Genomic DNA, 26,276 nt, shown 5'->3' with positions numbered 1-26,276 from the left:
GTCAGGAAGGCTCTTCAGAGGGCGGCTCAGCGTCCTGATCCTCGAAATTTTTATCCCCCGGCTCCGCCTTAAGCATATATCCGACTCCCCGTATCGTATGAATCAGCTTGGACGCAAACGGTTTGTCCACCTTTTGGCGCAAGTAGCGGATGTACACGTCCACAACGTTCGTATCCCCGATAAAATCGTATCCCCAAACTTCGGAAATGATTTGTTCCCTTGACATGACTTCATCCTGGTGGCGGATCAGGAATCGCAAAAGATCGAACTCCGTCGGCGTCAGCTCAATCGGGCTTCCCTCGCGCTGGACGGCTCTGCTGCGCAAATCCATCGTCAGGTTGTCCACTCTCAACAGATGGTCCTGCTCGGGCTGTTCCTGCAGAGTCTTCTGGCGCAGCAGGCTGCGGATTCGCGCAAGCAGCTCTTCGATGGCGAAAGGCTTGATGATATAGTCGTTCGCTCCCTGATCCAGCCCGCTAACCCGATCGGGAACGGCGTCCCTGGCGGTAAGCAGGATGATGGGAAGCGTGGCGTTCACCTGCCTGACCCGCCGCAGCACTTCCAGGCCGCTCATTCCCGGGAGCATGATATCCAGCAAAATCAGATCCCAACTACTGCCCGCGAGCGCGGTCTGCAGCCCCAGCTTTCCGTCGTTTTCCACCTGCACCGAGTAGCCTTCATGTTCCAGTTCCAACTGAAGCACTCTTGCGATGCGCTGCTCGTCTTCGATAAGCAAAATTCGACTCATACGGACCGAATCACTCCCGGTATCTAGTAGCTTTATTATTTTCTACATTCCCGATTGCATACGCCGCTTTGGACAATTGACAGGTATTGCCTTAAAAAGCAGGGATACCTTTTGGACGGACGGAATTTGTAGGGTAGAGAATATAAAAGAGAGGCGCTGACAGTGACGACGAATCAGGCATGCAAGCTGCAACATCTGCAGGATGCTTATGCATCTTTATGCGGATTGACGCTCATTTTGATTGATCCGGCCGGCCGCAATATGACGGAGCCTTCCGGACCGATTCAGCTTCCCAGAATGTTATGGGAGGCTCCTTTAATTATGAAAAACAAGGCTCTGGACGATACGATGGAACGTGTGCAAACGGTGCAAAGACCGATCGTGTATGAAAGCGAGGACGGCATCAAAATTATTGTGGCGCCTGTTCTCGTGCAGGAACGGGCGGTTTGTTTTTTGCTTGCCGGCGCCTGGCTGGATGCGCGGAACAAGGAGCTTGTCAAGCGCATAGTCACCGAATCCGCCGCTGCGGCCAACAAAGAGCTGTGGGAGCAAGCTGTGGAGGAGGCCCCGTCCTTGTCCGCTCCCGAAGTGGAAGGCGCGCTGGAGAAGCTGGTCGTCATGACGGATATGATCAGCGACATGTTCGAGACGAGGGACAGGGTGAAAGCGCATGCCAACCGGCTTCAGCTGCTTCGCGTGCTGAGTCTTTTGAATGGCCGGGACGATGCCTGGCTGCGCAGTATACTGGATATTTTCGTGAAAATCACCGAGCTGCAGTTCGCCGGATTTGCGGTGAAATCCGGGGGCGAGCAGTACGTCGTTGCCGAGACGTCCGGCACCGATACGGATCATAAGCGGCTGCAAGGGGCTCATTTTTATATGGGCGAGGGGCTGCTGGGGCAAGTGGCTTTGACGCAGATTATGGGATACTGGGAGGATATTGCGGAAGATCCCAGGGCTTCGATTTTCACGTGGCGGGGCTTGGCTCCGCGATTCATCATTTGCTATCCCGTCAAGTATAACGGGCGGCTGTACGGGCTGCTGTTTGGCGGCAGCGCCGCGGGCGGTTCCGGCATGTCGGAGGAATTGGCCGATATGGGCGGCATTTTGGCCGGGCAAATGGCCTCCGAAATCCACTACAGCCACATGCAGAAGGAAATGGACAAGAAGCGGTACCAGGAGCGAGCTCTGCTGGAGCTTTCGCAAGGATTGATTGACGTTCATGAGCATAAGACCGCATACAAATGGATCGTGGAGACGATTTTTCGTGACACGGATGCGAAATTTGTCGCTTTTCAGCAGCAAAATACAATCGTGTACGCGCTGGACGGCGATGAGGGGCAGCTGACAAAAGCATTTGCCGAAATGATCGCCGAACGCGGCACCATGTCCGCTTTCCGCAAAACGATAACGAGCCGCTGGCGGGGCACGGAGCTGCTTGAACTCCCCTTGGTCGTGCGGGGGGAACCGTTTGGCGCGCTTGCGGCTGCTTTTGAGCAAGGGCACGATGTCAAAGAAGTGCTCTACTTTTTCCATATGGCCGGCAGCCTGCTGGTTCATATGATGGGAAGCGGGCCCAAAGAGGCCGGCGCCAAGGAGTGCATAGGAACAAATTCCTATGCGGAAAGCCCAGGCCTCGCCGATAAGCTGCCGGCAGACGGGCTTCCGGCGCAGGCCGAGGCGGGCTCGTCCCGCCGTTTTTACGGCAAGCTGACCTCCCGGGAGGCGGAAGTGCTTGATTTGGCGGTGCAGGGCCTGAACAACACAGAGATAGCCAAAGTCCTTTTTATAAGCGCCCATACCGTCAAAAATCATATGACCAAAATATATGAAAAGCTCGAAGTCGCCGACAGGCCGCAGGCGCTGGCGAAATATTTTCAGGCGTTAGGAAATTATTCCTAGACCTGTTAATAGTACATAAGGCCCAAAACAGGAGCTGCAGGGGATGTTCCGAAGCATGGTTTTCACCTCAAAATAGAAGCTATAAAGATGAGGGAGGAAACCAGAATGAGATTCACGATTCGTTTCAAGCTGTTATCTAGCTTTTTAGCGGTTATTGTGCTTTTGATTGCAACGGGAATCACCTCTATTGTGGGGATGAACGCCATGGGCAACAAGGCCGGAGATGTGAAAGATTCGTATATGCCGAGCATTGTGACGCTTTCCAAAATGAAAGAGAACGTTCTGGACACCAGGGGATGGATGCTCCGGTATATTGTGGATAACGATGCCGCCGGCAGGGCCAAAGCGGAGAAGACGATAAGCGACAATCTGGAGCTGCAAAAGGCGATTCAACGCGAGTACGAGCCGACGATTACGTCGCCGGAAGAGCGGGGCTATTACAATGAATTTGTGAAAAGCTGGAATGCGTATACCGATCAAATACCCGGCATCATTCAGGCGAGCAAGGACAATAACGTCACGCGGGCTAACGAGCTGCTGCGGATTGCCATCGCGGATATAACGAAAGCTTCGGAGATGTTGAACAAAAACGTAGATCTGAACAATAACGGGGCTGTCGCTTCTATTGACGCTTCGGTAGACAGTTATCTTCAGGGACGAACCATCGTTATTATTCTCGTTGCGGCCGCAAGTATTATCGCCATCGTCCTGGCGCTGATGATTTCGCAATCGGTAGCGAGCGCGGTCCAAAAGCTTGTCGCCTCGCTGCGTAAAATCGCATCCGGCGACTTGCGGGAGCAGGTGGAGGTGCGCTCCAGAGACGAAATGGGTCAATTGGGAGCCTCGCTGAACGAAACGACGGAAAAGCTGCGCAGGCTGATCGGCGATATTATGACTTCGGCGCAAAGTCTGGCGGCGGCTTCCGAGCAAATTTCCGCCAGTTCGCAAGAAATTGCCGGCGGAACGACAACGCAGGCGTCTGCGGCACAGACGATCAACGAGCTGTTCAAGGATTTGTCCCGGGCGATCGAATCCGTAGCGCGAAGCGCGGAGACGGCTTCCGAGCTGTCCAATAATACGCGAGTGGGGGCGGAACAGGGCGGCAAAGTCGTCCAGGCTTCGATGGACGGGATACAGCAGTTGAACAGGCAGATGTCCCTGCTCAAGGAGGACTCGATCAAGATCGGGGACATTATCGAGGTGATCGATGAAATTGCCGAGCAGACGAATTTGCTGGCGTTGAATGCGGCCATCGAAGCGGCCAGGGCGGGCGAGCAGGGCCGCGGATTCGCCGTAGTGGCCGATGAAGTGCGCAAGCTGGCCGAGCGGAGCTCTTCGGCTACGAAGCAGATCGGCCAGATCATCAGCGGGATGCACTGGGCGATCCGATTTTGCACATTTTGCGCAATGCGGCCGACCACGGGCTGGAAGGACCGGCGGAACGGCTTCAGCTCGGCAAGCCGGCCAAAGGGCGAATTACGCTCAAAGCCGCCCATCAGGAAAATCAGATCGTCATTACGATTGCCGACGACGGGCGCGGCATAGACCCGCAAAAAATTAAAAGCTCAGCCGTCAAAAAAGGCTTTATCACCGAAGAGGACGCAGCCCGGATGACGGACCGGGAGCTCGTATTTCTCATTTTTCATTCCGGTTTCTCGACGGCGGCTTCGGTCACGGACATATCCGGACGCGGCGTAGGCATGGACATCGTACGCTCGCAAATCGAAAAGCTGAACGGCGTCATCGGGATCGACACGACTCTCGGGGGCGGCACCGTGTTCACGATCAAGCTGCCGCTGACGCTTGCCATCATCCGTTCTCTCCTGATTAAACTGCACAATCAGACTTTTGCCGTGCCGCTTGTCAACGTGATTGAAATTTTGCGGCTTTCGCCGGGCGATATCCGCCGTCTCCAGGGCCAGGAGGTGTGCCTAATCCGCGGGGCGGTATTCCCGCTCGTGCGGCTCCACCGGAAGCTCGGCATTCAGCATTCATCCTCCGCAACCCCGAAGCGGTTGTTCGTCGTCATGCTTGGCGTAGCCGACAAGCGGGTATGCGTGGCGGTGGACGGTCTTGTGGGCAACCAGGAGATCGTAATCAAATCGCTCGGCGCTTACATAGGCAACGTTCCCTTCATTTCCGGCTCTACGATTCTCGGCAACGGGAATGTGGCGCTGATACTCGATGTAGGCTCTCTCGTCCGGGAAGAGGGCTCGATTCCGGTGTCAGGCCCATCCGAGCTTCTGCCTGGAGAAGACGGTCAACGGGAAGAACGGCAGTTGGTCACGTTCAAGGTGGAGGAAGGCCAGTATGCGCTGGATATTCAACAAGTCAAAGAAATTATTACCGTTCCTTATATAACACGGGTCGTTGCCTCGTCCGATCATATGCTCGGCATTATCAAGCTGCGCGGCCAGACTATGCCGGTATGGGATCTGCGATCTTTTTTCCGGCTGCCGCCCCTTGCCCAAACGGACAAAACCCGCATCGTCGTGGTGGAGATGCACGGAACGGAATTTGGCATTCGCGTGGACGCGGTGACGGAGGTTATCAAAATCCGCCGGGAGGAGCTTGGCCCTATACCGAAGGAACTGACAGATCCGGAACGCGATATTATCGATCTTGTCTACGAGCGGGAAGGCCGCTTTGTCATGCTGTTGAAGTTGGAACGAATCGTATCGCTGCAGCGGTTGGAGCGTCATGAGTCTCATGCTTTTGCATAAAGAAAGGACTGGCCTGCAGATGAGAATCGAAACGGTGGATGGAATTGAACTGCTCATTTGGCAGCAGGATATCACGCTTAAAAATGTCGATGACTTCCGCGCCGCCGTCAACAGGCTGGCCGAAGGAAGCGGCGACAAGCTCATCGTGGATTTATACGGCGCAGCCTACCTGAATAGCGCGGCGTTGGGCGTCATCGCCGATGCGGCGCTCTCGGCGGAAAGCCGGGGCAAGGAGCTCGTTATTTCCGGCGTGCGTGCGGCGGTTGCGGAAATTTTGGCGATCGTCCGTTTCGAGACGTTCATGAACATCTTTGCCAGCCTCGAGGAGGCGCGTGCCTATTACGGCAATGGGAAAGGATGATCGTATCCTTGGCGCAGGTCTGCAAGCGTTTGGCGATCGGCAGCAAAGAAGAGATTTTGACGGCTATGCAAATTTCCGCAGAAATGGCCGCTGCCGCCAATATAACGGGCACCAGGGCGGCCCTCCTGAAGCTGGCCACGGAAGAGGCGTGTATGAACGCTTGGGAGTATGGCGGTTTGGCGTCCGCGCGGTCTTTTGTCGTGCAGTGGCTGTTGGACCGGGAGCAGCTCGAAATCAGCGTCATTCAGCCCAAATACAGCGGCTTCGGGCTCCCTGCCGGATACGCGCCTAACCGGAGCGGCCGCGGCCGGGGGCTAGTTCTGATTCAAGGCATCATGGACGAGGTGGGGTTGTATCATCAGCGGGCTTATACCGCCCTATGGATGAGAATGAACAGAGGAGATTGCGATGTTGAAACAGACTCCGATTTTTAAACTGTCCGGCGATGGGGGGAAATACCGGCTGACGGCGAAGGTATCGCTCTTGCTTTTGGCATTGTGCTTCTTCATCCCGATGGAATCGTTATATCATGCGGTCATTCAAATTGTTCTGTTTGTTCTCATTCTCGCGTTCGTAAGATTCGAACCGGCGGCACAGCCGCCGGGCAGCCGCAAACGGTCGCATATGGAGATTCCGCTGGAAGAAATACTGGGAAATATCGATGCCCATCTTTATTCTTATGACATTTCCCGGCAGAAGATCGTGGCGGTATCTCCGTCGTCCGAAAGGCTGCACGGCTATCCGTACGAAACTTTTGTGAAAAATCCCGATTTCTGGCTTGAGCTGATCTACCCCGATGACGTTCCCCTGCTCAGTCCGGAAGCTATCCGTTCGGCGGGCAAGGCCCCTTATGTGTGCAGCTTTCGCATTATACATGCCAGCGGCGCCATCAAATGGGTCGATTCCAGAATGTACTCGGAGTTCGACGACAGCGGCAACCTGCTGATGATCAAAGGCATCCTTCTGGATATGACCGGGCAAAAAGCGGCGGAAGAAGTGCGCAAGAAAGATTTGGAGCTTGCCACACTCGTGCAGCAAAGCGTGCTCAGCCCGCCGCTTCGGAACGATGCCATATCGATTCTAGGCAAATACGCGCCTTCCCACTATCTCGGGGGAGATATGTATGCGTGGTATCAGCTCGACGACCATCGCTACGGCATTATTATTATCGATGTCATGGGCAGCGGGGTAGCATCGTCGCTGATCAGCATGTCGATCCGCTCGCTGCTGGAAGGAATTATCCGCAAATGCAAAGAGCCCGAGATCGTCATCAAAGAGCTGAACGTCCACATGTACAAGTTGTTCCGCGCCGCGAGCAGTCCCAAGCATTTCTTTTTTACAGCGCTTTACACAGTGATCGATACGGAACGCAAATGCTTGGAATACATTAATGCCGGCCACACCTCGGGGTTTGTGGTAGTTGCGGACAAGGAGGTCAAGGAGCTTGGATCAACCTGCGTTCCTATCGGCCTGATACCGGAGCTTCAGCCGATGAAGCAGACGCTGCATTATGCCGGCCCGGCTCGCCTGGTGCTGTATACGGACGGCTTGATCGAATCCCCGGGCGTATCCATGAAGCTCAAGCAGGAGGAGCTGAAGGCGATGCTGAGAGCCGGTACAGAGGTCTCATTGCCGTTATTTCTGGAGCAGATGCTGCAAATCAAAGGGAAAGATTGCCCGAATCCGGATGACGTGTGCATGGTGGGGGCCGATTTATAACGGGGAATTTGACAATCTTATTTAGGTTTTGTAAAATTAAATTGCATAAAATTTAAATGACGAACCGTGGGAGATGATGGGGATGAGCGTTCACGAATATGAAGCCAAAAGCATTCGCGGCACTGATGTCCGGTTGGAGCAATATAAGGGGAAAGTTGTGCTGATCGTGAATACGGCGAGCAAATGCGGTTTTACCTCGCAATATTCCGATTTGCAAAAGCTGTATGAGAAGTACCGGGAACAAGACTTCGTCATTCTCGGTTTTCCTTGCAACCAGTTCGGGGGGCAGGAGCCGGCAGCGAACGAGGACGTACATGTATTTTGCCAACTGAATTATGGCGTAACGTTTCCGCTTTTTGAAAAGCTGGAAGTCCGCGGGGAAGGGAAGCACCCGCTGTTTGCTTACTTGACGGAGCAGGCGCCGTTCAAAGGGTTCGATCAGAGCCAGCCGTCAGGCAAAATGCTGCATTCGATGTTCGCCGAGAAAATGCCCGAGCAGCTTCTCGATAACGAGATCAAGTGGAACTTTACGAAGTTTTTAGTGGACCGCGACGGGCGTGTCGTCGATCGCTTCGAACCGCCTGTCGATCCTAAGGACGTCGGGCCTGCTATCGAAGCGCTGCTGTAAACGGTTATTCCGGGAGGCGCTCCCGTTTCCCGATTGGGCCTCATAAATAAGAAAGCCCCTTAACTTAAGGGGCTTTTTGACGTCTTATACGATGTCGCGGACGATAATTTCGCCGAGATATCTTCCGAGATCGACCGGACCATATCCGGTTTGCGTCGGCGCTGTAATGCTCGCATCTACGACAATCTGCGCCGTATTGCCTACTAGCACGCCTGCAGCAAGCAGTGCATCTGCGGAAGCTGTCGCCACATTCTGCTCATTCCCGCCATTCGCTGCAGTAAATAAAGGAACGGTCAGTACGATGATGCCAAGAATATTTAAGATTTGCAGCGTTGCGCTTACGAATGCCGTTTCATTGGCCGCAAAAGCATAAAACACGCTTACTGGCAAAGCTACGGCAAGAATAGGCAGTCCAGGGATGACGAAGGTGCTCCGCAAGGTAACGGTTTGTCCCGGAACATTATTGGGAGACCAAATATAAGCGGTGCTTCCGTTAACCGCCGGGGACAGAAGTGACGGGAGAGTCGCAACGGCCGCCGTAGGAAGAGTTCCCGGAGGAGCTGCGGTGTCGGCAATTACCTGCGTGTTGGTTGTCGTTGTAAAAGCTTGTAAAGCAAGAGCCATATAAATATCGCCTCCATACTAGGTTATGCCTCTTTCGGCATGATTTATACTATGTTTGTCTATTACTCTACGATTGGACAGGTTGAGTGGTATAAAGACCAATTTTTTTTTGAATGATTTTGTCGAAAGCGCCATCCCAATGATGTTGCCCTGCATCGGCCTAGTTCATATGCAGCATTTGCCACATAAAATAGCAGCAAGATCTGCAATGGCTGTTAAAGATGAACGTAAAGGAGCGCTGCGTATGAGCCTTTCTCCCAGAAGAAAAGCGTTTGCCGGACCGCTGCAAAAAGTTGTGATCATGCTCGAGGATCATGATGCCACAGGAAAAGTGTATGCGGAAATCAACGGGTTTCTTACATCGAAAGATACGTTGATCGAGGCGATTAGAAGAATAGAGGCCGGCAACATTTACGCCGATGAAGCATGCACAAAGTTGGTCGACGACGAATATATCGAAGCCTACAGAAAAATACCTTCCGGCCAAAAAGACGATGAGTTCGTGTTTTTAATCGACCGGCGGTTTGCGGAGAACCATATCGTAGGGGCGAGACTGGTAAAATAACGTTCGCACCGTTATCCGGCAAGCAAAAACACCCCTTGGCACGGCAGAGAGAACGGATCTCTTCGGCCGGGACCAAGGGGTGTTGGCGTCGTGCGCTTAAATTATTCTTTGTGAGCTACAGGCACAGTTTCCGGGGAAGTCAACTTATCGTAGAAATCTACGAACTTGTCTCTGTCCGGGCTGTTCAGGTGCGCCATCGCAGTGCGCGGATGCTCATCCAGCGCGCCGACGATCATGTATGGAATGAGGTAGCCCCAATCCCATTTTTGACGCATGGCGATCATGTGCTTCTCGATAATTTCCAGCACCGGACGCACGTCGTAGCGCGGGTTTTTCAAATGGCTGAGCAGCAGCTCGGTGGTGCAGTTGCCGGCGGCGCGGCCCATTCCGTACACGGAGGAATCCAGGAAGGCAACGCCTTTGTCCGCCCCCATGATCGTGTTGGAGAAAGCAAGCTGCAAATTGTTGTGCATGTGCAGGCCGAGCTCTTTTTCAGGCAGTAAGCGCTGGAATTTCGCCACGAGGTAGTCGATGTCCTTGTAATTCATGCTGCCGTAGGAGTCTACGATATAGACGACGTCAACCGGGCTTTTGTTGATTTCTTCGAAAGCTTCCACGAGTTCGTTTTCCATGACATGCGAAAGCGCCATGATGTTCAGCGACGTTTCGTAGCCCATGTCGTGGAATTTTTGAACGAGCTCAAGACCTTTATCTACATCTTTGATGTAGCAAGCGACGCGGATCAAGTCCAGCAGACTGTCTTCGCGAGGCAAAATATCTTTCTCATCGACACGGCCGATATCCACAAGGGCGGAAAGCTTGGTGTCGGTTTTTTGCGTAATCACGTCTCTCAGAAACGATTCGTTCAAAAATCTCCAAGGACCGGAAGCCCCGCCTTTCAGCAGTTTTTCCGAGTTTTTGTAGCCGATTTCCATATATTCGACGCCGGCTGCGCTCAAACCGCGATACATGTCTTTGACAAACTCTACGCTAAAATCCCAATCGTTGACCAGACCGCCGTCGCGAATCGTGCAGTCCAAAATTTTGTGTTGATGATGCTTGACCATGCTCTGTATACCCCTTCCCGCTTGTCAAAATATCGGATCTGATTTTGCTATATTATGACTTATCTTCCGCATGCTTGTCAATGAACAGATGCCGCATGCCAAAGCAACTTTCCCGCCGCGCCTGCGTTTATAGGGTATAAAGTTTGTGTAAAAGAACAGGAGGTGCCCGGGTGAATCTCGATATTCGGACATTGGCGCAAGAAGTTGCCGTAAAAGCCGCCCGGCAGGCAGGCGAGCTGGCGAGAGAACGATTTGGCGGCAAACTGGATATCCGGCATAAAGACAGCCGGGGAGATCTGGTCACGGAAGTCGACATTATGGCGGACAAGCTGATCGTGGAGGAAATCGGACGGCATTTTCCGAATCACCGTATATTCAGCGAAGAAGCGGGGGCTGGCGGCGCCGACAGCGATTGGGTCTGGCATGTCGATCCGCTGGACGGCACGAACAATTTTGCGCTTGGCATTCCGCTCTACGGCGTTTCGATCTCGCTAAGCTTCCGGGGACAAATCACCGTCGGCGTCGTGCACGATTCTGCGCTCCGGCAGACGTATTCGGCGATCCGCGGCGGGGGAGCTTGGCTGAAGGATGCGAGGCTGGAGGCGAAGCCCCGGGGAGCTTTGGTCAAATCCACGATTTCGTGGATTCAGGGCCACATCGTCGGCAAGGACGACGTCCTGGCGCTGAAGCTCAGGCATACGCTGGAACAGCGGCTCAAAAGAGTGCTGCGCGTATGGGCGCCGTCGCTGACCTGGGGCATGCTCGCCAGAGGCGACCTGCACGGGATCGTGCTGTACAACTCCGAAGGCGAGGATTTGTACGCGGGGCTGCTGCTTGCCCTGGAAGCAGGGGTCAAGGTTACGGATTTCGCCGGAAATCCGGTCACCGGCGGGGAGACGCCGACGCCTTATCTGGTCGCGGCAGCGCCCGAATACCACGATGAGCTGCTGCGTATCGTGCAGGAAGTTATAGAATAGGACGAGATTGCAGAAGCTAGTGGCAGACTTTACAATTTGGATGCAGAAAGGATGCCGGACATGAACAGTTCTACTCCGATTTTTTTCGAATTTGCGCAGGAACGAGATGCGCTTCTGGCGCTTGATACGCTGGAAGAGCTTGGCTACGAGCCCGAATTGCTTCCTGAGACCGAGCGGCCGACTTTGCACATTCATATCGACGACCAGGAGCTTACGTCAGCATTGGAAGTTGCCCAAGCGCACGGGGGCAAACTGGTCGAGCGCCAGCAAAGCAGGTCCGAAGGGGACACTTATGCGATGGCCTACGACCTGGAGAATTCGATCCGCATTCCGGCGCATACGGTGAATGAAGATTGGCCCGAAGGCTATGCGGAGCAAAACGGCCCGGCAGCGGCGGACGCGGTGCCGACCGACGACGAGGCCGCCTTCGACCCGTCCGCGGACGACTACAACCGCTTCAGCGCGGGAATCCGCTTTTGAGGAAGGCGCCGCCGGGAGGGCGCCCCCACGATCGTTTCGTGGGGGCGTTTTTGTTGTGCGGGGCAAGCCTATTTTTGGAGCGGCGGTGATTGGGCCGGCGATGTTTGCCGATGGTTGCGCAGCTCCTAGCGCGCCCAGCCCCCAGCGTGCGAAGCACTACCCAGCGTGCGCAGCACCACACCGTGCGCAGCACCACCCACCGTGCGGTGGTGGTGTGCTGCATGAGGGCGGTCGGTCGAGTCAGGCTTTTGGGAAAGCCGCACGCGCACGCTAGAGCCGGTATCGCACATTCTCATCTGGCTCTGGTTGCGCGAAGAAAACCTGCAAAAGTACAGTTTTTGCTCGGTTGATACGCTGCAATCGAAATATTCCTGCAATTGTGCAAGCTTTTCGCCGCGAACATGGGCTCAGATCCATTTTCATCGAAAATTCCTGCACTTTCGCAGGCTTTTCGCCAAAATGGACCACTTTCACGGGGAAAACCTGCACTTTTGCAGGTTTTCTTCCAGTCAAGCCGCCTTGTGTCCCCTATTTCAGCGCCGCAACCCGTGCAGGAGAGGTGCGGGTTAGAGAAGATCTGCTGCGGCCGTCGAGTTGCCCGGCTGCCGTCATGCAGCGCAACGCTGCATGCTGGAGCTGTGCGCAGTGCGCAGTGCGAAAACTGCCGCGGCTGCACGTATCCCCCATGCGGAACGGTGAAAGCGAGCGGGAATTCCTTTGCAGAAGCGGTTCAACAAAGCGGGCCGGTACGCTTTTTTCGAGTGTTTCGGTTTTATGCAGTTTGTTTTACAATGGATAGTATCGCTGTGCTGAAAGGCCGGCTATATTGTCGAATTTTGGGGGAAATATGATTGTTTTAGCTTGTTTGTTGTTTGCGGTAACCATTGCTTTGGTGATTTGGCAGCCCAGAGGGCTCGGAATCGGCTGGACGGCGTCGGGAGGGGCGCTGCTGGCGCTTTTGCTTGGTGTAGTGACCTGGCACAATGTAATCGAAGTTACCGGTATTGTGTGGAATGCCACGCTGGCGTTTGTCGCGATCATTTTGAACTCGCTGCTGCTCGATGAGATCGGCTTTTTCGAGTGGGCGGCGCTGCATATGGCACGTCTGGCAAAGGGCAGCGGAAGACGCATGTTCGTATACGCGGTCCTGCTCGGCGCAGCTGTATCGGGGCTGTTCGCGAATGACGGGGCGGCGCTCATATTGACGCCGATTGTTCTCGCGGTGGTGCGCGCGCTGAAGTTCGAGCAGGCGATGGTGCTGCCTTTTATTATGGCGGGCGGATTTATCGCCGATACGGCGTCGCTGCCGCTCACCGTCAGCAATTTGACGAATATTGTGTCTGCGGACTATTTCGGCATCGGTTTTGGAGAATACGCATCGCGCATGCTCGTGCCGAACCTGTTCTCGATTGGAGCCAGCCTGCTGATGCTGTACCTCGTCTACCGCAAGCGAATGCCGCGGCAAATCGATGTGTCCGCGCTCAAGCAGCCGCGCGAGGCGATCAAAGACATGCGCTTGTTCCGCTTGGCGTGGATCATTCTCGGCATTATGCTGGCGGGTTTTTTTGCCAGCGAGTTTATCAAGATTCCCGTCAGCATGATCACCGGCCTGGCGACGCTGTTTTTCCTGATTGCCGCCGGACGGAGCAAGACCGTGAATGTCCGCAAAATCGTCAAGGAAGCGCCCTGGACGATCGTCGTTTTTTCTATCGGCATGTATGTGGTCGTATATGGGCTCAAAAACGCGGGACTAACGGACCTGCTTGGCAAGCTGATTCAGGCTTCGGCGGATTACGGCTTGTACGCGGGAACGCTGGGCATGGGTTTCCTTGCGGCGGTATTGTCCTCGATCATGAACAATCTGCCTACTCTTATGATCGACGCGCTCGCCATTCACGGCACGCAGACCGAAGGAATCATGCGCGAGGCGCTGATTTACGCCAACGTCATCGGCACCGACCTCGGGCCGAAAATCACCCCGATCGGCTCCCTGGCCACGCTGTTGTGGCTGCATATTTTGTCCCGCAAGGACGTGAAGATTACGTGGGGGTACTATTTTAAAATCGGCTTCGTACTGACCGTTCCAACCTTGTTTGTGACGCTTACAGGACTTTATTTATGGCTCAAATGGATTCATTGAGGTGGATGAGAATCGGCACCGCCGCGGCGGCCAAGCTTTTCCGGCTGTATCCCGGCCGCTGCTGCTGCGGACAGCTGGCCGCGAACGAGCCGGCTATCCGTTTTTGGCGCAGTGTCTACGAAGCGCAGCAGTGCGAGTTTTACAAATTGGGGAGAGAAGAGGACCTACAGTTCCAGCGCAGCTGCGCTTAGGCCCGCCGTATAGCCCGTCGCAAAAGCAGCCGTGATGTTGTAGCCCCCGGTGTAGCCGTGAATATCTAGAATTTCCCCGCAGAAAAACAGCCCGCCCATGAGCTTGGACTGCATCGTCCGCGGATCGATTTCTTTGAGGTGGACGCCGCCGCCTGTGACGAAAGCTTCCTCCAGAGAAAGTGTGCCGTGAACGGACACGGGAAAAGCTTTCAGCAGCTTGCTCAGCTCCAGCCAGTTCTGCTTCGGAATATGGTCGAAGGTCAACTGCCCGTCCAGGCCGGCTTTGTCCAGCAAAAGCGGAATCAGCCGCTCGGATACGAGGCTTTTCAGCACGTTCTTGATCGCTTTTTTGGCCTCCGCTTTGGCAAGATCCAGGCTTTCGCCGTACACTTCGTCCATGCTCCGATCCGGAAAAAGGTCGATCGTCAGCAGCACTTCTTTCCGTTCGGACTTGGCCAGCTCTTTGACGACGAACTGGCTGCAGCGCAGGGCAATCGGGCCGGATAAGCCGAAGTGGGTAAACAAAAGATCGCCGCGATGGGTGATGACGGCTTTGCCCTTCGCGTTCCATACCGACAAAGCCGCGTCCCGCAGGGCAAGGCCCTGCAGCTCCCGGCTGCGGATGAAAGGCTCCTTCGAGGTCAAAGGGACCTCGGTCGGAAACAGCTCCGTAATGGTGTGCCCGGCATCCTTCGCCCATTCGTAGCCGTCGCCCGTCGAGCCGGTGTGCGGCACGGAGCAGCCGCCGGAAGCGACGATGACGGAGCGGCTGCGGAACGTTTCGCCACTGCGCGTACGGATGCCGCGGACATGTCCGTCTTCGTACAGCACCTTGGCGACCGGACTGTTCGTGCGGATATCCACGCCTTGCTTGCGGACTTGATTCACGAGCGCATCGACGACCGTTTTGGCTTTGTCCGTGACCGGAAACATGCGTCCGTTGTCTTCCTCTTTCAAGCGGATGCCCAAATTTTCAAAGAACGCGATAATATCGCGGTTGCCGAACCGGGAGAACGCGCTGTGCAAAAAGCGTCCGTTGCCCGGAATATGCCGGATCAGCTCATCCATATCCTTATTGTTCGTCACGTTGCATCTTCCGCCGCCGGAGATGCCGAGCTTGCGACCCAGCTTGTCCCCTTTATCCACAAGCAATACTTTCGCGCCGCCGGCACTGGCGGCAATACCTGCCATCAATCCGGCTGATCCGCCGCCGATAACAATCACATCATAGTTCATTGCAAAAGCCCCTACACGATTATTTCTTCCATAATAGCACGGGAGCGCGGCAGTTCAAAACAAACGCCCGATGAAGGCCGGAAGTGTTTCAGGAAACTTTCATTTTACGTTCATGCGATGTTCATCTGGATTTGGTACGTTGATGCTGGAGCGATGGAGAATACATACGACATTCAGGCACGACCCAAATTCGATGAGGAGGACTCGCCAATGAACATTTCCAGTTCAACCGTCAGTTATTTGTACAGGCAATCTTTGCAAACTTCCGCCAGCTCGGAAAGCGGAAGTTCATGCAGCACGTCCGAAAGCAGCAGCAGTTCCAGCTCAAGCAATTCCGCCGACTCCGTGGAGTTGAGCTCCGCAGCTTTGCAGCTTTACGCACAGTTACAAAATTCTTCTTCCGATTCTTCCGGGACCGGAGAAGAAGTTACTTCCATAGATACAGGGGATACGTCTTCTATTGCAGCATCGATATCCTCGGGCAAAAAGCCTATGGGACCTCCTCCTGGGGGCATGCCTCCGGGTGGGGGACCAGGCGGGCCAGGCGGGCCAGGAGGACCCGGCGGCGCCGGCGGACCTCAAGGAGCCTCCTCCAAGGAGGATGACTCGCTCCAGTCGATTCTTCAGACGCTGAAAAGCGATGATGACGATGATGACGACAGCACCTCAAGCAGTACGAGCAGCAGCAGCAGCTCTACCAACAGTTTGCAGGAGCTTTTGAAAAAAGCCTACAGCTTAGGCAAAGCGGACGCTGCATCGGAGACAGCCTCCGTCCTGAACGTGCAGGCTTAATCCGCAAAAAAACCGGCGGCCTTTGGAGCGTAAAACTCCAGGGCCGCTTTTGTTTTGGCTCCGCGCGGAATCGTGGCTTGCCCCTGCATTGGTCCCCCGCCAAGGGGCGGGGCTCGCATGCAGCAGCCGGCAATCGCGCAGGAATGTTTTGGCTCCGCGCGGAATCGTGGCTTGCCTCTGCATCGGCCCCCCGCCAAGGGGCGGGGTTCGCAGGCAGCAGCCGGCAATTGCGCAGAAATGTTTTGGTTCTGCGCGGAATCGTGGCTTGCCTCTGCATCGGCCCCCCGCCAAGGGGCGGGGTTCGCAGGCAGCAGCCGGCAATTGCGCAGAAATGTTTTGGCTCCGCGCGGAATCGTGGCTTGCCCCTGCATCGGCCTCCCGTCAAGGGGCGGGGTTCGCAGGCAGCAGCCGGCAATTGCCGGCAATCGCGCAGAAATCTGCCTGGCTGCACGAAGAAAACCTGCAAAAATACATGAATTTGCGTCCTTGGTCGCTGGTCGCGAACAATTCCTGCAAAAGTGCAGGCTTTTCATCCGAACTTATGGACGCAGACTCACTTCCAGCGAAAATTCCTGTACTTTTGCAGGTATTTCGCCAAAATTAGCCGATTTCACAGAAAAAACCTGCACTTTCGCAGGTTTTCTCCTTACAAAGCTGCCTCCTGCCCAGTTGTGCGGTTCCACGACCCACACCGGAGAGGCACCGTTGGGGAAAAGCAGGCTCTCCCGCTAAGCGGAGCCCCTCTGGTTCCCCTATCCCTAACAAAGTGCCGCGACTTTCTCGGGCGATCTGACAATCGCGGGCTTCTCAGGCTCGCCAAAGCCCCGGGCCCCGCGCGCCAAAGCCCCGGGCCTCGCTCGCCAAAGCCCTGGACTCCGCTCGCCAGAGCCTGGACCCCGCGCGCCAAAGCCACCGGGCCCCTGCTCGCTCAGGAAGCCTCCTGTCTGAAATGATAATGATCGATGCTCATATCCAGCCAGGTTTTGCCGAGCGATTCCTTTTTGCCGAAGTAGTGGATTTGCCTGTTGGTCGAAATCAGGATGGCCTCGCACATCGTTGTGCGCTCCGATAGCAGCGCAAGACCTGCCTCGATGCCCAGTGTGCAGATCGCTTTGGCCCATACATGGCATTCGATGACATCCTGGCCGATGACCGTGCATTGCTCCACGTCGCTGTCGCCGGGCACGGGGTTTTCATATTTGCTGTACGTGGACAAAGCTCCTTGGGGCAGAGCGACGCCGCCCACCTTCATATTGCCGTTCCACGGGTTCTGAATGCCGATGATCCATGGGTCAAGCTGGCGCAGGGCTCTTCCCCATGCGGTCAGACTGCCTCCGGCGAGAATGAGGCCTTGTTTCAGTTCCATGCCGGTCTGCATGTACTCGGCCATTTTTTTCACGGACCAGCTCGTTTCGATGCCCCCCAGATCGATGGTGGAATGCTCGGGAAGCGTAATGGACTTCTGAACGGGATCCATTTTCCAGAGCAGTGCCGGCTTTTTGGAGTTGGCCGTTTGGGCCTCGCCGCTGTTAAGCAGGGGGAAAAACCCGCCCTCGGTCGCCGTTTGATAAGCCTCTGCCAAAAAAAGTACTTCCAACATCGTGTTCGAAACCATACAGCTTTCGCCGGCCAACGTATTTAACAAGCTGATTTCGCTATCGGCCAAATTGCGGCTGAAGCGTTTTTCTGCGCTTCGGAACCAATCCACGGCAAGCTTCTCGACGACGAGAGCATCCTTATCTTCGCACCTGAGCAGCAGCTCTACGTCCACTTGCATGGCCTGAAAGCGAAACGGATGGAAGGACTCTGTGATAAGTTCCATAATGCTTCCCCTCTTTTCATGTACTGCCTCTTGAATGATGTATTTAGTATAAAATCGACAGCTGAGATGAACTTGATTGTTTGCTGAAAAATCACTGAATGTTTCCTGTTCCAACCATTTCAGCATAGGCTCAGAAAGCTTTCACTAAAAACTCAGGGGGCTTTCAGCTAGGATTCAGCAACGGTGATTAAAGTGTTAGGTGTAAAGGGAAATCAATCAAGGGGTGAACGACCGAATATGAAAACAAAACGATATCAACAAGTGGATATCAGCCTTATTTTGATCGCGTTGCTGGCTGCTTTCCTTAACATGTATAACATCTGGACGGATAAAACGGTGAATGCCTACTACACTTCGGCTGTCACCAGCATGCTGCAAAGCTTTCATAATTTTTTCTTTGCTTCTTTTGATCCGGGCGGTTATGTAACGGTGGATAAGCCGCCGGTGACGTTCTGGGTGCAGACGCTCAGCGCTTACATCTTCGGGCTGCACGGCTGGAGCGTGATTCTGCCGCAAGCTCTGGCGGGCGTCGGGTCGGTGCTGCTCATCTACGCGATCGTGAAGCCGAGTTTCGGCCGTACGGCGGCGCGGCTGGCGAGTCTGGTCTTTGCTTGTACGCCGATTGCGGCGGCAGTCAGCAGAACGAACAATGTGGACAGCTTGCTTGTATTCACATTGGTATCGGCAACCTGGATGCTGTTCCGGGGCATTCGCAGACAGCAGTGGGGCTGGGTGATCGCAGCGTTCGCTGCCGTCGGTGTCGGGTTTAATATCAAAATGCTGCAAGCTTACATGGTAGTGCCCGCTTTTTATTTCTTTTATCTGATCGCGGCCAAGGTGAACTGGAAGAAAAAACTGAGCGTACTGGCCGCGTCATCCATAGTTTTGGCGGCCGTATCTTTATCCTGGGCGGTAGTCGTGGACTCGATCCCGCAAGACAAGCGCCCGTATATGGGCAGCAGCCAAACGAACTCGGTGCTGGAGCTTGCTTTTGGCTATAACGGCGTGTCGCGTTTGACGGGCATGAAGGGAGGGCCTGGCGGCGGAGGCGGCGGCCAGATGCAAATGCCGAACGGCGAGGGCCGTTCGCAGGACGGCGGCGCGCCGAACAGCGAAGCGGCCGCAGACCGCAACGGCGGCATGGCTAGCGGCGGCGGCCAGAACGGCGGCATGCCGGACGGCGGTGCGCCGAACGGGCAGATGCCGAACTTCGGCGGCCAAGGCTTCCCCGGCGGCGGAGGCGGCCCGGGAGGCCCCGGCGGTCCGGGCGGCGGAGGCGGAGGCGCGTTCAACACCGGCCAAGCCGGGCCGCTGCGCCTGTTCCAATCGGCGCTGTCCGGTCAAATCAGCTGGCTGATTCCTTTTGCAGCCATTGGCGCTCTTGCGCTGCTGGCAGGCATCCGCAGAAGAACGCCGCTTACTCACAAGCAGCAGGAAACGTTGTTCTGGCTGTCCTGGCTGCTGCCGGCTATGGGATTTTTCAGTATCGCCGGCTTCTTCCATCAATATTATTTGATCATGCTGGCTGCGCCGATCGCGGCGCTTGCCGGAGCCGGTTGGGTGGAGCTGTGGCACCGCTACCGCGACAGAGCGGGCTGGCAAACATGGCTGCTGCCGGCGGCGATTGTGGGAACGACGGCTTTTGAAGTGTACATTATTTACCCTTACAATGCGCAAATCGGTTACAGTTGGGCGGCTGGAGTCGGCGCCGCGGGTGTCATCATGACCCTGCTGCTGCTCATCGCCGCCAAAAAAGAACAGCTGGCGCACACCGCAGCCATGCTCGGATTGCTGTCGCTGCTCGCGGCGCCTCTGTTCTGGGCGGCAACACCGCTTCTGTACGGCGGCAACAGCATGCTGCCCGAGGCGGGGCCCAGCTTGATGAGAAGCGGCGGTATGGGCCGGATGGGCGGCGGTATGAACGAGCAGGTCAACACCAAGCTGCTGGACTACGTAACCAAAAACAATACCGGCGAGAAGTACCTGTTCGCGGTATCCAGCGCCACTTCGGCGTCGCCGTATATTATTCAGACCGGCAAGCCGGTCATGGCTATGGGGGGCTTTTCGGGTTCCGACCCGATTTTGACGGTAGATAAATTAAAGCAAATGGTTGCGAACAAAGAAATCAAATACTTCCTGTTATCGTCCGGTGGATTCGGCGGATTCGGCGGCGAGAAAGGAAACTCGGAAGTCATTACCTGGATTAAAGAACACAGCAAGGAAATTCCATCGTCGGAGTGGCAATCGGCAACGTCGTCGCAAAACCAGGATGGCGGGCGCGGCGGTCCGATGGGAATGGGCGGAAGAGATGGCAACTCGACACTGTATGAAATTACTCAATAAACCGAAGGAGGAAACCGATATGACGGCATATGTACGCTATTCGATTGTAATTCCCGTATTCAACGAGGAGGCTGTCATTCATGAGACGTACCGGCGCTTGAGGGAAGTGATGGATATGACCGGCGATTCGTACGAGCTGCTGTTCGTCAACGACGGAAGCCGCGACGAGACGGCGGCGATTATCAAAGGCTTCAGCGACCTGGATGAGCGGGTCAAGCTGATCAATTTTTCCCGCAACTTCGGTCACCAGATCGCGATTACGGCGGGCGTGGATTACGCCGGCGGAGATGCCGTCGTCGTGATCGACGCCGATCTCCAGGACCCTCCGGAGTTGATTCTGGAGATGATTGCCAAATGGAAGCAAGGCTACGACGTCGTCTACGCCAAGCGGACGAAACGCAAGGGCGAAACCTTTTTCAAAAAGCAGACGGCTCACATGTTTTACCGGATTCTGCGGGCGTCCACGGAGATCGCGATCCCGGTCGATACCGGCGATTTCCGCCTGATGGACCGTAAAGTATGCGAGGAAATGCGCCGCCTGACGGAGAAAAACCGTTTTGTCCGCGGGCTCGTTAGCTGGGTCGGTTTTAAACAAACGGCCGTCGAATACGTGCGCGACGAGCGCCTGGCGGGAGAAACGAAATACCCGCTGAGGAAAATGCTCAAGCTGTGCCTGGACGGAATCACTTCCTTTTCCTATAAACCTTTGAAATTAGCGAGTTATTTGGGAGGCTTGCTCTCGGTTTCGGGTCTGATCTACATGCTCGTCGTCTTCTATCTCAAACTGTTCACCAGCGCGGCCGTACCCGGATGGAACGCCATCGCGATCATTCAACTGATTTTCAGCGGCTTTATTTTGATCATGCTGGGCGTTCTGGGCGAATATACCGGCCGCATTTACGACGAAGCCAAAGGCCGGCCTTTATACATTGTGCGCGATTGCTACGGAATGAAAAAAAAAGAACGCCGCATCAAGAGCGTCATCTGATATGAGCAAAAATGTGGCGCAATTCGTGAAGTTCGCTATGACGGGAGGCGTAAATACGGCGATTGATTTTGGAGTGTTTACTCTCCTTACTTTGTGGGGATGGCCGTATTTGGCGGCTCAGGCCGTATCGTATTCCAGCGGTGTGATCAACAGTTATTTGATGAATCGGGCGTGGACGTTTGCAAAAGACAGGGGGCCTTCGCGGAGCCGCAGCGAATTTCTCAAATTCGTCGGCGTGAACGGCGTAGTCCTGTTAATGACTTCGGCATTGATGGCCTGGCTTGGACAGCATGCGGGATGGCCGGTGTGGAGCAGTAAATTGTGCGTGAGCGCTTTAGGAATGATAGTCAACTATATGGGGAGCCGCTTCTGGGTATTCAGCCAGCCGCCCCCTGCGACGAAAAGGAGTGGTATATGATGAAGAAAATTAAAAAAGCCGTAATTCCGGCAGCCGGATTAGGAACAAGAATTTTGCCGGCCACGAAGGCGCAGCCCAAAGAAATGCTGCCGATCGTCGATAAGCCGGCCATTCAATACATTGTTGAAGAAGCGGTGCGCGCCGGTATCGAGAACATTCTCATCGTGACCGGGCGCAACAAGAAGTCGATCGAAGACCATTTCGACAAAACGGTTGAGCTGGAGCAGGCGCTGTTCGAGAAAGGAAAGCTGGAGACGCTCCGCGAAATCCAGAACATCTCGGGCATGGCGAACATCCATTATATCCGGCAAAAGGAGCCGCTTGGATTGGGGCATGCAATTTTGTGCGCGGAGTCTTTTATCGGCAATGAGCCGTTTGCGGTGCTGCTGGGAGACGACATTCTCTCGAAAGATTCCTGCGCGCTTACGGAAATGATCGATCTGTACGAATCCACATACAAGCAAATTGTTGGCGTGCAGCCGGTGCCGCAGTCGGAAGTGAGCAAATATGGCGTGATCGCGACATCAAGGCAGCAAAACCGGACCTTCCAGGTGACGGACCTGATCGAAAAGCCTGCGCCTAACAAAGCTCCCTCCAATATGGCGATCATGGGACGGTACATTTTGAAACCGAGCATCTTCCAGGCGCTGAAGCGGATCGAAAGAGGAGCGGGCAACGAGTACCAACTGACCGACGCTTTGCGCGAGATTTGCCGGCTGGAAGGGCTTCTGGCGCTGGAGATGAAGGGCGACCGCTACGATATCGGCGACAAGTTCGGGTATTTGAAAGCGACGATGGAACTCGGATTGCAGCGGGAGGAGCTTCGCGCGCAAATGCTGGCCTACATGGATCTCCTGTTAAAAAGGGAGCTGGGCAATGAGCCGCCTTCCATACGGGCCGTTTAAAACAGGTGTCAGGTGACAAGAACATAATCTTATTCCCGATGAACGTTAAGGTTGAGGCTTCGATGCTAAATCTGCAGATTGGAGCTTAAGTACACACTCGATGCATGTGGAGTGCGTAATAGGAATGCAACGAATAGATACGTAGAAATCCTTTGTATTCACGACGCTCACGATGGACGGCGCTGATTTCAAAAATAAGGTACTGAAGAACAAAATCGAAGTTTCAGTCGTGCTTGATTGTTTTATACAGATATGCTTAAGAGCCGGATGTTTTGAACTTCAGAGCATTCCGCTCTGTGCATGAAATGGGAGATTAACGCATGCCACGTATGAATCGAAGTTAAAGATAACTCCGGTTAATTTCTCTGAGACATCCCAGAGGCTTTCAGCTACCAAAGGGGTATACAGTTTCTCGATGATAGGATCGCTTTTGGGATAGCCTTTCCTGCCTCCTTTTCCGTCAGGGCCAATATACTCCCCTCCGTTTAGGTGGGAGGATGTGGAGCTGTATAACGAGGGCAACGCGCCCATGTTCGCCGGCTGTGTCATGAAAAAGGACATTAGACGCATCACAGCATTGGGACGCTTTCCCGAACCAAAAGAAGTAAGATTCGTATTCGAGAATCCTGGATGGCAAGCGATACTCTTTGTCTTCGTCCCGTTCCTGCTGAGCTTGCTATGCAAGGCTCTGGCAAAGAGCAGATTGGCCAGCTTGCTCTGACCGTAAAATTTCCAGCTGCTATATCCCTTGGAACCGTCGAGATTATCGAAATCGATTTTGGCATTGTGAGCGGCTAAACTGCTTAAAGTGACCACTCTTGAGGATGGAGCGGCAACCAACCGGGGCAGCAATAATCCGGTTAATGCAAAATGCCCCAGATGGTTGCTTCCAAACTGGGATTCAAAACCATCCTTGGTTAGCCGATAAGGAGTATTCATTATACCTGCAGCTTGGCCCTTATCCGTATTGCGGACAGCCAGAATAACCGTGGCATTTTTTTCTGCCAACACGGATGCCGTTTCGAATCCGATTCCGCTATTTGCACCCGTAATCACGGCAACTTTGCCCGACAAATCGGGAATATCGTCCTTTGACCAGCCTTTGTTCATTTCGCTAGCGACCTCCCTCGTTTGCTAAAGCATGAAAACCCCTTGGAAGGGGCTTCATGCTTCGAGAAACTGATTACATTCGATTCAGCAGTTCGACAATCGTTTCTTTCGGATAAAGGGATTGCATCCGGGCCATTTCAATGGTTCGATAAATATGGGAGGCAATCTCTTCGATCTTGTCCTTTGTGATATGAACTTGCTCTAGCTTGACCGGAGCGCCAATGCTGACAAACCAGTTCATTAACGCCCCGATGCCTTCTTCGGCTGTTTGCAGGCCGAAGATATGGCGTGCGAATCGTTCATATCTTGTCGGGTTCATGGCAAGATGCCAATTCATCCATGCCGGGTAAACGACGGCGAGACCGGCGCCATGAGGCACATCGTACAGGGCCGATAGGGAATGCTCGATCAAGTGGGTGTCGTAGCGATTCCCCTCCACCCCGGCAAGGTGGTTCTATTCAAGGCTTGCGCCGCAGCCCAAGCAAATTCGCTTCTGGCTTCATAGTCCCTCGGATTCTTCAACAAGGCGTCCGTGGTTCGAATGACCGTTCTGATGATGTTCTCGATATGATTCGCCGTCATTTCTGGAATGTAGGCGGCGGTAAAATATAAATCCATGCAGTGGGACAAAATATCAACGCCGGAGTAAGCCAAATATTCCGGGGTGACCGTTTCCTGAAGCACCGGATTGATGACCGACACAGTCGGGAAAGCGGCCGGGCTGGAGAAGCCGAACTTTTCCGTCGTTTCCTCGTTGGTAATGACCGCGGAAGCGTTCATTTCGCTGCCGGTTGCCGACAAGGTCAAAATATCGAAAATTTTCAGCGCGGCATCCGGATATTTCTTGTAGCTGCACAAGTCCCAAACGTCGCCCTCGTATACGGCTCCTGCGGCAATGACCTTGGCTGTATCGAGCACGGAGCCGCCGCCCACGGCGAGCACGGCATCGACGCCGTTCTCCTTGGCGATGCGTACGCCTTCCCTCGCTTTGCTGATGACCGGATTGCTTTTGATCCCGCCCAGGGTGACAAAGCTGATTCCGTGATCGGCGAGCGATTTCGCAACCCTGTCGAACAGGCCAGACGTTTTGATTCGCTCCGAGCCGTAAACCAGCAGCACTTTCTTTATGCCGTAGGGCGCCATGTAGCTGCCGATTAGGTTTTCTTTATCTTTTCCGAACTCCACTCTCGTCGGGTTGTAGAATGTAAAATCTTTCATCTTGCATCCTTCTCCTCTTTCGACCAAGGGGCGGTCTTATTTTTTGTGTTTCTATCCTGTACAATAAATGAAAAGCCTATGCGGTTACATATCCAGATTACTGAACATGTTGTCTGAATCACTGATCGGCTTGAATCCGTAATCGGCACAAGTTCATCGTGGATTTGACTATGTATGGGACGCCGATTCGGATGTATAATGACATTTACTTAAACAAGACGATCGGCAAAGCCCGCACCGGCTTTGCTTGCAGGGAGGCTGGGCGCATGATCAATATCGAATCGATCTCTGTGCTGCACGACATACTGGGCTGCCCCAAGCCAAGGCATCCATTGATCACGCTGATCGACTACAATTCGATCAATCCTCGCGATTCCGAATACAAGGTGTTGTACAAGCTGAACTTCTATATGATTTCCTTGAAAAACAATGCCGAGTGCGAACTGATTTACGGACGCAAATATTACGACTTCCTTGAAGGAAGCCTGATGTTTGCGGCACCGGGACAAATTCTCGCTAAGGGGAACCGGAACAGCGACGAAAAGACGGGCGGTTGGATGCTTTGCTTCCATCCGGATCTGATCAGAGGCAGCGCATTGTGGCACAAAATGCCGGAATACAGCTTTTTTGAATACGAGGCGAATGAAGCCTTGCATCTCTCGGATCAGGAAAAGGAAATTATCGATCGCATCGTCAGCCATATTCAGGTTGAATACGGCGGAAATTTGGACACCTACAGCAACGACCTGCTCCTGTCGCATCTAGAAGTGCTTCTGAACTATGCCAAACGCTTTTACGGGAGACAATTTATTACGAGAAAGGCAGTCGTCAAAGATTCGGTTGCCAAATTTGAGCGGCTGCTGCAGGAGCAGTGCACGACGGAAACGATTGAAAAAGTGGGGATGCCCAGCGTAAAGGGACTTGCGCAGGCGATGGGGTATTCCCCTAACTATCTTTCGGATATGCTGAAGAAAGAAACGGGGAAAACGGCACAGGAATTTATTAAATTGCACATGCTGGAGATCGCTAAGCGATTGCTCGTGACGACGAAGGACCCCATTTATCTGATTGCGGGGAGACTCGGATTTGAACAACCGTCAAGCTTTACGAAGTTTATAAAAATGCAATTAGGCGTTAGCCCCGCTGAGTATAGAAGGATGAAAGCTGAGTGATTTGAGAGCCAAGACTTTTTAAGTAACATGTTCAACCGCTTAAATTTAGAATATTCAAGGGGACGCGCTTAATTGCGTCCCCTTTTTGTGCGCCATGCATGGCGATTAACTAGGTGGTGAAAGTCCACTGTGGGGGTTTTTCAATTA

The 26,276-nt window shown here is 54.1% G+C and carries 26 protein-coding genes and 1 pseudogene; 19 read left to right on the top strand and 8 right to left on the bottom strand.

Going from position 1 to position 26,276, the window contains the following annotated elements; all coding sequences use genetic code 11:
- Position 1: 1 nt before the first annotated feature.
- On the bottom strand, positions 2 to 748 hold the full coding sequence (locus tag AC3G2T_RS21880; RefSeq protein WP_488436890.1) for a response regulator transcription factor: 747 nt from the start codon (positions 746 to 748) through the stop codon (positions 2 to 4).
- Positions 749 to 910: 162 nt separating this feature from the next.
- Here AC3G2T_RS21880 and AC3G2T_RS21875 point away from each other — a divergent pair, with 162 nt between their 5' ends.
- The 8 genes and pseudogenes from AC3G2T_RS21875 to AC3G2T_RS21840 all read left to right on the top strand — a co-directional run bounded on the left by AC3G2T_RS21875 (position 911) and on the right by AC3G2T_RS21840 (position 8,081).
- Complete coding sequence (locus AC3G2T_RS21875) at positions 911 to 2,650, top strand: LuxR C-terminal-related transcriptional regulator (protein ID WP_488436889.1); 1,740 nt, start codon at positions 911 to 913, stop codon at positions 2,648 to 2,650.
- Positions 2,651 to 2,755: 105 nt separating this feature from the next.
- Positions 2,756 to 4,195 (top strand): methyl-accepting chemotaxis protein, encoded by a 1,440-nt coding sequence (locus tag AC3G2T_RS21870; RefSeq protein ID WP_488436888.1) that lies wholly within the window; start codon positions 2,756 to 2,758, stop codon positions 4,193 to 4,195.
- Positions 4,099 to 4,392: pseudogene (locus AC3G2T_RS21865) on the top strand (ATP-binding protein); the annotation flags it as partial. The gene AC3G2T_RS21870 and the pseudogene AC3G2T_RS21865, both read left to right, overlap by 97 nt.
- A gap of 33 nt (positions 4,393 to 4,425) precedes the next feature.
- Entirely contained in the window at positions 4,426 to 5,373 is a 948-nt protein-coding gene (locus tag AC3G2T_RS21860; RefSeq protein ID WP_474685437.1) for a chemotaxis protein CheW, read from the top strand.
- Positions 5,374 to 5,392: 19 nt separating this feature from the next.
- Positions 5,393 to 5,734: an STAS domain-containing protein gene (locus AC3G2T_RS21855; RefSeq protein WP_488436887.1), complete on the top strand. Its 342-nt coding sequence runs from the start codon at positions 5,393 to 5,395 to the stop codon at positions 5,732 to 5,734.
- A gap of 8 nt (positions 5,735 to 5,742) precedes the next feature.
- Positions 5,743 to 6,168 (top strand): ATP-binding protein, encoded by a 426-nt coding sequence (locus AC3G2T_RS21850; protein WP_488436886.1) that lies wholly within the window; start codon positions 5,743 to 5,745, stop codon positions 6,166 to 6,168.
- The gene (locus AC3G2T_RS21845) at positions 6,143 to 7,453 is read left to right on the top strand and encodes a PP2C family protein-serine/threonine phosphatase (RefSeq protein ID WP_488436885.1); all 1,311 of its coding nucleotides are present in this window, start codon (positions 6,143 to 6,145) and stop codon (positions 7,451 to 7,453) included. The genes AC3G2T_RS21850 and AC3G2T_RS21845 overlap by 26 nt, the downstream gene beginning before the upstream one ends.
- A gap of 82 nt (positions 7,454 to 7,535) precedes the next feature.
- The gene (locus AC3G2T_RS21840) at positions 7,536 to 8,081 is read left to right on the top strand and encodes a glutathione peroxidase (protein WP_474685420.1); all 546 of its coding nucleotides are present in this window, start codon (positions 7,536 to 7,538) and stop codon (positions 8,079 to 8,081) included.
- 84 nt (positions 8,082 to 8,165) lie between these two features.
- Here the strand turns inward: AC3G2T_RS21840 and AC3G2T_RS21835 are convergent, their stop codons facing one another.
- Positions 8,166 to 8,705 (bottom strand): hypothetical protein, encoded by a 540-nt coding sequence (locus AC3G2T_RS21835; protein WP_488436884.1) that lies wholly within the window; start codon positions 8,703 to 8,705, stop codon positions 8,166 to 8,168.
- A 244-nt stretch (positions 8,706 to 8,949) separates the two neighbouring features.
- On the opposite strand from AC3G2T_RS21835, the gene AC3G2T_RS21830 reads away from it, so the two are divergent.
- On the top strand, positions 8,950 to 9,270 hold the full coding sequence (locus tag AC3G2T_RS21830) for a hypothetical protein (RefSeq protein ID WP_488436883.1): 321 nt from the start codon (positions 8,950 to 8,952) through the stop codon (positions 9,268 to 9,270).
- A gap of 101 nt (positions 9,271 to 9,371) precedes the next feature.
- On the opposite strand, the gene AC3G2T_RS21825 is transcribed toward AC3G2T_RS21830, so the two are convergent.
- Positions 9,372 to 10,337 (bottom strand): aldolase catalytic domain-containing protein, encoded by a 966-nt coding sequence (locus AC3G2T_RS21825; protein WP_474685416.1) that lies wholly within the window; start codon positions 10,335 to 10,337, stop codon positions 9,372 to 9,374.
- A gap of 170 nt (positions 10,338 to 10,507) precedes the next feature.
- On the opposite strand from AC3G2T_RS21825, the gene AC3G2T_RS21820 reads away from it, so the two are divergent.
- The 4 genes from AC3G2T_RS21820 (at position 10,508) to AC3G2T_RS21805 (ending at position 14,125) form a co-directional block, all read left to right on the top strand.
- On the top strand, positions 10,508 to 11,314 hold the full coding sequence (locus tag AC3G2T_RS21820) for an inositol monophosphatase family protein (protein ID WP_488436882.1): 807 nt from the start codon (positions 10,508 to 10,510) through the stop codon (positions 11,312 to 11,314).
- Positions 11,315 to 11,374: 60 nt separating this feature from the next.
- A complete protein-coding gene (locus AC3G2T_RS21815; protein ID WP_488436881.1) occupies positions 11,375 to 11,794 on the top strand; it encodes a hypothetical protein in 420 nt (139 codons plus the stop codon).
- An 847-nt stretch (positions 11,795 to 12,641) separates the two neighbouring features.
- Complete coding sequence (locus AC3G2T_RS21810) at positions 12,642 to 13,934, top strand: arsenic transporter (protein WP_488436880.1); 1,293 nt, start codon at positions 12,642 to 12,644, stop codon at positions 13,932 to 13,934.
- A gap of 5 nt (positions 13,935 to 13,939) precedes the next feature.
- Positions 13,940 to 14,125, top strand: a complete 186-nt coding sequence (locus AC3G2T_RS21805) for a hypothetical protein (RefSeq protein WP_488436879.1) — start codon at positions 13,940 to 13,942, stop codon at positions 14,123 to 14,125.
- On the opposite strand, the gene AC3G2T_RS21800 is transcribed toward AC3G2T_RS21805, so the two are convergent.
- Complete coding sequence (locus tag AC3G2T_RS21800) at positions 14,099 to 15,361, bottom strand: BaiN/RdsA family NAD(P)/FAD-dependent oxidoreductase (RefSeq protein WP_488436878.1); 1,263 nt, start codon at positions 15,359 to 15,361, stop codon at positions 14,099 to 14,101. The genes AC3G2T_RS21805 and AC3G2T_RS21800 overlap by 27 nt on opposite strands.
- 210 nt (positions 15,362 to 15,571) lie before the next feature.
- Here AC3G2T_RS21800 and AC3G2T_RS21795 point away from each other — a divergent pair, with 210 nt between their 5' ends.
- Positions 15,572 to 16,153, top strand: coding sequence for a hypothetical protein (locus AC3G2T_RS21795; RefSeq protein WP_488436877.1), 582 nt, complete (start codon positions 15,572 to 15,574; stop codon positions 16,151 to 16,153).
- A 928-nt stretch (positions 16,154 to 17,081) separates the two neighbouring features.
- Here AC3G2T_RS21795 and AC3G2T_RS21790 read toward each other — a convergent pair.
- A complete protein-coding gene (locus AC3G2T_RS21790) occupies positions 17,082 to 17,975 on the bottom strand; it encodes an FAD:protein FMN transferase (protein WP_488436876.1) in 894 nt (297 codons plus the stop codon).
- 237 nt (positions 17,976 to 18,212) lie between these two features.
- On the opposite strand from AC3G2T_RS21790, the gene AC3G2T_RS21785 reads away from it, so the two are divergent.
- From AC3G2T_RS21785 to galU, 4 genes are read left to right on the top strand one after another with little or no spacing between them, the layout of a single operon-like run.
- A complete protein-coding gene (locus tag AC3G2T_RS21785) occupies positions 18,213 to 20,318 on the top strand; it encodes a glycosyltransferase family 39 protein (protein ID WP_488436875.1) in 2,106 nt (701 codons plus the stop codon).
- A 19-nt stretch (positions 20,319 to 20,337) separates the two neighbouring features.
- The gene (locus AC3G2T_RS21780; RefSeq protein WP_488436874.1) at positions 20,338 to 21,306 is read left to right on the top strand and encodes a glycosyltransferase family 2 protein; all 969 of its coding nucleotides are present in this window, start codon (positions 20,338 to 20,340) and stop codon (positions 21,304 to 21,306) included.
- A gap of 1 nt (position 21,307) precedes the next feature.
- Positions 21,308 to 21,724, top strand: coding sequence for a GtrA family protein (locus AC3G2T_RS21775; RefSeq protein ID WP_488436873.1), 417 nt, complete (start codon positions 21,308 to 21,310; stop codon positions 21,722 to 21,724).
- Entirely contained in the window at positions 21,721 to 22,629 is a 909-nt protein-coding gene (gene galU / locus AC3G2T_RS21770) for a UTP--glucose-1-phosphate uridylyltransferase GalU (protein ID WP_474685404.1), read from the top strand. Before AC3G2T_RS21775 ends, galU begins: the two co-directional genes overlap by 4 nt.
- 279 nt (positions 22,630 to 22,908) lie before the next feature.
- Here the strand turns inward: galU and AC3G2T_RS21765 are convergent, their stop codons facing one another.
- The 3 genes from AC3G2T_RS21765 to AC3G2T_RS21755 all read right to left on the bottom strand — a co-directional run bounded on the left by AC3G2T_RS21765 (position 22,909) and on the right by AC3G2T_RS21755 (position 24,957).
- Complete coding sequence (locus tag AC3G2T_RS21765) at positions 22,909 to 23,739, bottom strand: SDR family NAD(P)-dependent oxidoreductase (protein ID WP_488436872.1); 831 nt, start codon at positions 23,737 to 23,739, stop codon at positions 22,909 to 22,911.
- Positions 23,740 to 23,812: 73 nt separating this feature from the next.
- Positions 23,813 to 24,178, bottom strand: coding sequence for a hypothetical protein (locus tag AC3G2T_RS21760; RefSeq protein ID WP_488436871.1), 366 nt, complete (start codon positions 24,176 to 24,178; stop codon positions 23,813 to 23,815).
- Positions 24,148 to 24,957, bottom strand: a complete 810-nt coding sequence (locus AC3G2T_RS21755) for an iron-containing alcohol dehydrogenase (RefSeq protein ID WP_488436870.1) — start codon at positions 24,955 to 24,957, stop codon at positions 24,148 to 24,150. The genes AC3G2T_RS21760 and AC3G2T_RS21755 overlap by 31 nt, the downstream gene beginning before the upstream one ends.
- Positions 24,958 to 25,223: 266 nt before the next feature.
- Here AC3G2T_RS21755 and AC3G2T_RS21750 point away from each other — a divergent pair, with 266 nt between their 5' ends.
- Positions 25,224 to 26,129, top strand: a complete 906-nt coding sequence (locus AC3G2T_RS21750; protein ID WP_488436869.1) for an AraC family transcriptional regulator — start codon at positions 25,224 to 25,226, stop codon at positions 26,127 to 26,129.
- The last annotated feature ends 147 nt before the right edge of the window (positions 26,130 to 26,276 follow it).

The organism is Paenibacillus sp. sgz302191 (assembly GCF_057749925.1).
Note: the sequence above shows the minus strand (reverse complement) of the source record. Positions and strands in the feature narration are given on the sequence as shown.

Excerpts from the sequence above, each read along its gene's own strand:
- AC3G2T_RS21880 (WP_488436890.1), bottom strand. The coding sequence starts at position 748 with ATGAGTCGAATTTTGCTTATCGAAGACGAGCAGCGCATCGCAAGAGTG.
- AC3G2T_RS21870 (WP_488436888.1), top strand. The coding sequence starts at position 2,756 with ATGAGATTCACGATTCGTTTCAAGCTGTTATCTAGCTTTTTAGCGGTT.
- AC3G2T_RS21855 (WP_488436887.1), top strand. The coding sequence starts at position 5,393 with ATGAGAATCGAAACGGTGGATGGAATTGAACTGCTCATTTGGCAGCAG.
- AC3G2T_RS21845 (WP_488436885.1), top strand. The coding sequence starts at position 6,143 with ATGTTGAAACAGACTCCGATTTTTAAACTGTCCGGCGATGGGGGGAAA.
- AC3G2T_RS21840 (WP_474685420.1), top strand. The coding sequence starts at position 7,536 with ATGAGCGTTCACGAATATGAAGCCAAAAGCATTCGCGGCACTGATGTC.
- AC3G2T_RS21835 (WP_488436884.1), bottom strand. The coding sequence starts at position 8,705 with ATGGCTCTTGCTTTACAAGCTTTTACAACGACAACCAACACGCAGGTA.
- AC3G2T_RS21830 (WP_488436883.1), top strand. The coding sequence starts at position 8,950 with ATGAGCCTTTCTCCCAGAAGAAAAGCGTTTGCCGGACCGCTGCAAAAA.
- AC3G2T_RS21825 (WP_474685416.1), bottom strand. The coding sequence starts at position 10,337 with ATGGTCAAGCATCATCAACACAAAATTTTGGACTGCACGATTCGCGAC.
- AC3G2T_RS21815 (WP_488436881.1), top strand. The coding sequence starts at position 11,375 with ATGAACAGTTCTACTCCGATTTTTTTCGAATTTGCGCAGGAACGAGAT.
- AC3G2T_RS21810 (WP_488436880.1), top strand. The coding sequence starts at position 12,642 with ATGATTGTTTTAGCTTGTTTGTTGTTTGCGGTAACCATTGCTTTGGTG.
- AC3G2T_RS21805 (WP_488436879.1), top strand. The coding sequence starts at position 13,940 with ATGAGAATCGGCACCGCCGCGGCGGCCAAGCTTTTCCGGCTGTATCCC.
- AC3G2T_RS21800 (WP_488436878.1), bottom strand. The coding sequence starts at position 15,361 with ATGAACTATGATGTGATTGTTATCGGCGGCGGATCAGCCGGATTGATG.
- AC3G2T_RS21795 (WP_488436877.1), top strand. The coding sequence starts at position 15,572 with ATGAACATTTCCAGTTCAACCGTCAGTTATTTGTACAGGCAATCTTTG.
- AC3G2T_RS21790 (WP_488436876.1), bottom strand. The coding sequence starts at position 17,975 with ATGGAACTTATCACAGAGTCCTTCCATCCGTTTCGCTTTCAGGCCATG.
- AC3G2T_RS21785 (WP_488436875.1), top strand. The coding sequence starts at position 18,213 with ATGAAAACAAAACGATATCAACAAGTGGATATCAGCCTTATTTTGATC.
- AC3G2T_RS21780 (WP_488436874.1), top strand. The coding sequence starts at position 20,338 with ATGACGGCATATGTACGCTATTCGATTGTAATTCCCGTATTCAACGAG.
- AC3G2T_RS21775 (WP_488436873.1), top strand. The coding sequence starts at position 21,308 with ATGAGCAAAAATGTGGCGCAATTCGTGAAGTTCGCTATGACGGGAGGC.
- galU (WP_474685404.1), top strand. The coding sequence starts at position 21,721 with ATGATGAAGAAAATTAAAAAAGCCGTAATTCCGGCAGCCGGATTAGGA.
- AC3G2T_RS21765 (WP_488436872.1), bottom strand. The coding sequence starts at position 23,739 with ATGAACAAAGGCTGGTCAAAGGACGATATTCCCGATTTGTCGGGCAAA.
- AC3G2T_RS21755 (WP_488436870.1), bottom strand. The coding sequence starts at position 24,957 with ATGAAAGATTTTACATTCTACAACCCGACGAGAGTGGAGTTCGGAAAA.
- AC3G2T_RS21750 (WP_488436869.1), top strand. The coding sequence starts at position 25,224 with ATGATCAATATCGAATCGATCTCTGTGCTGCACGACATACTGGGCTGC.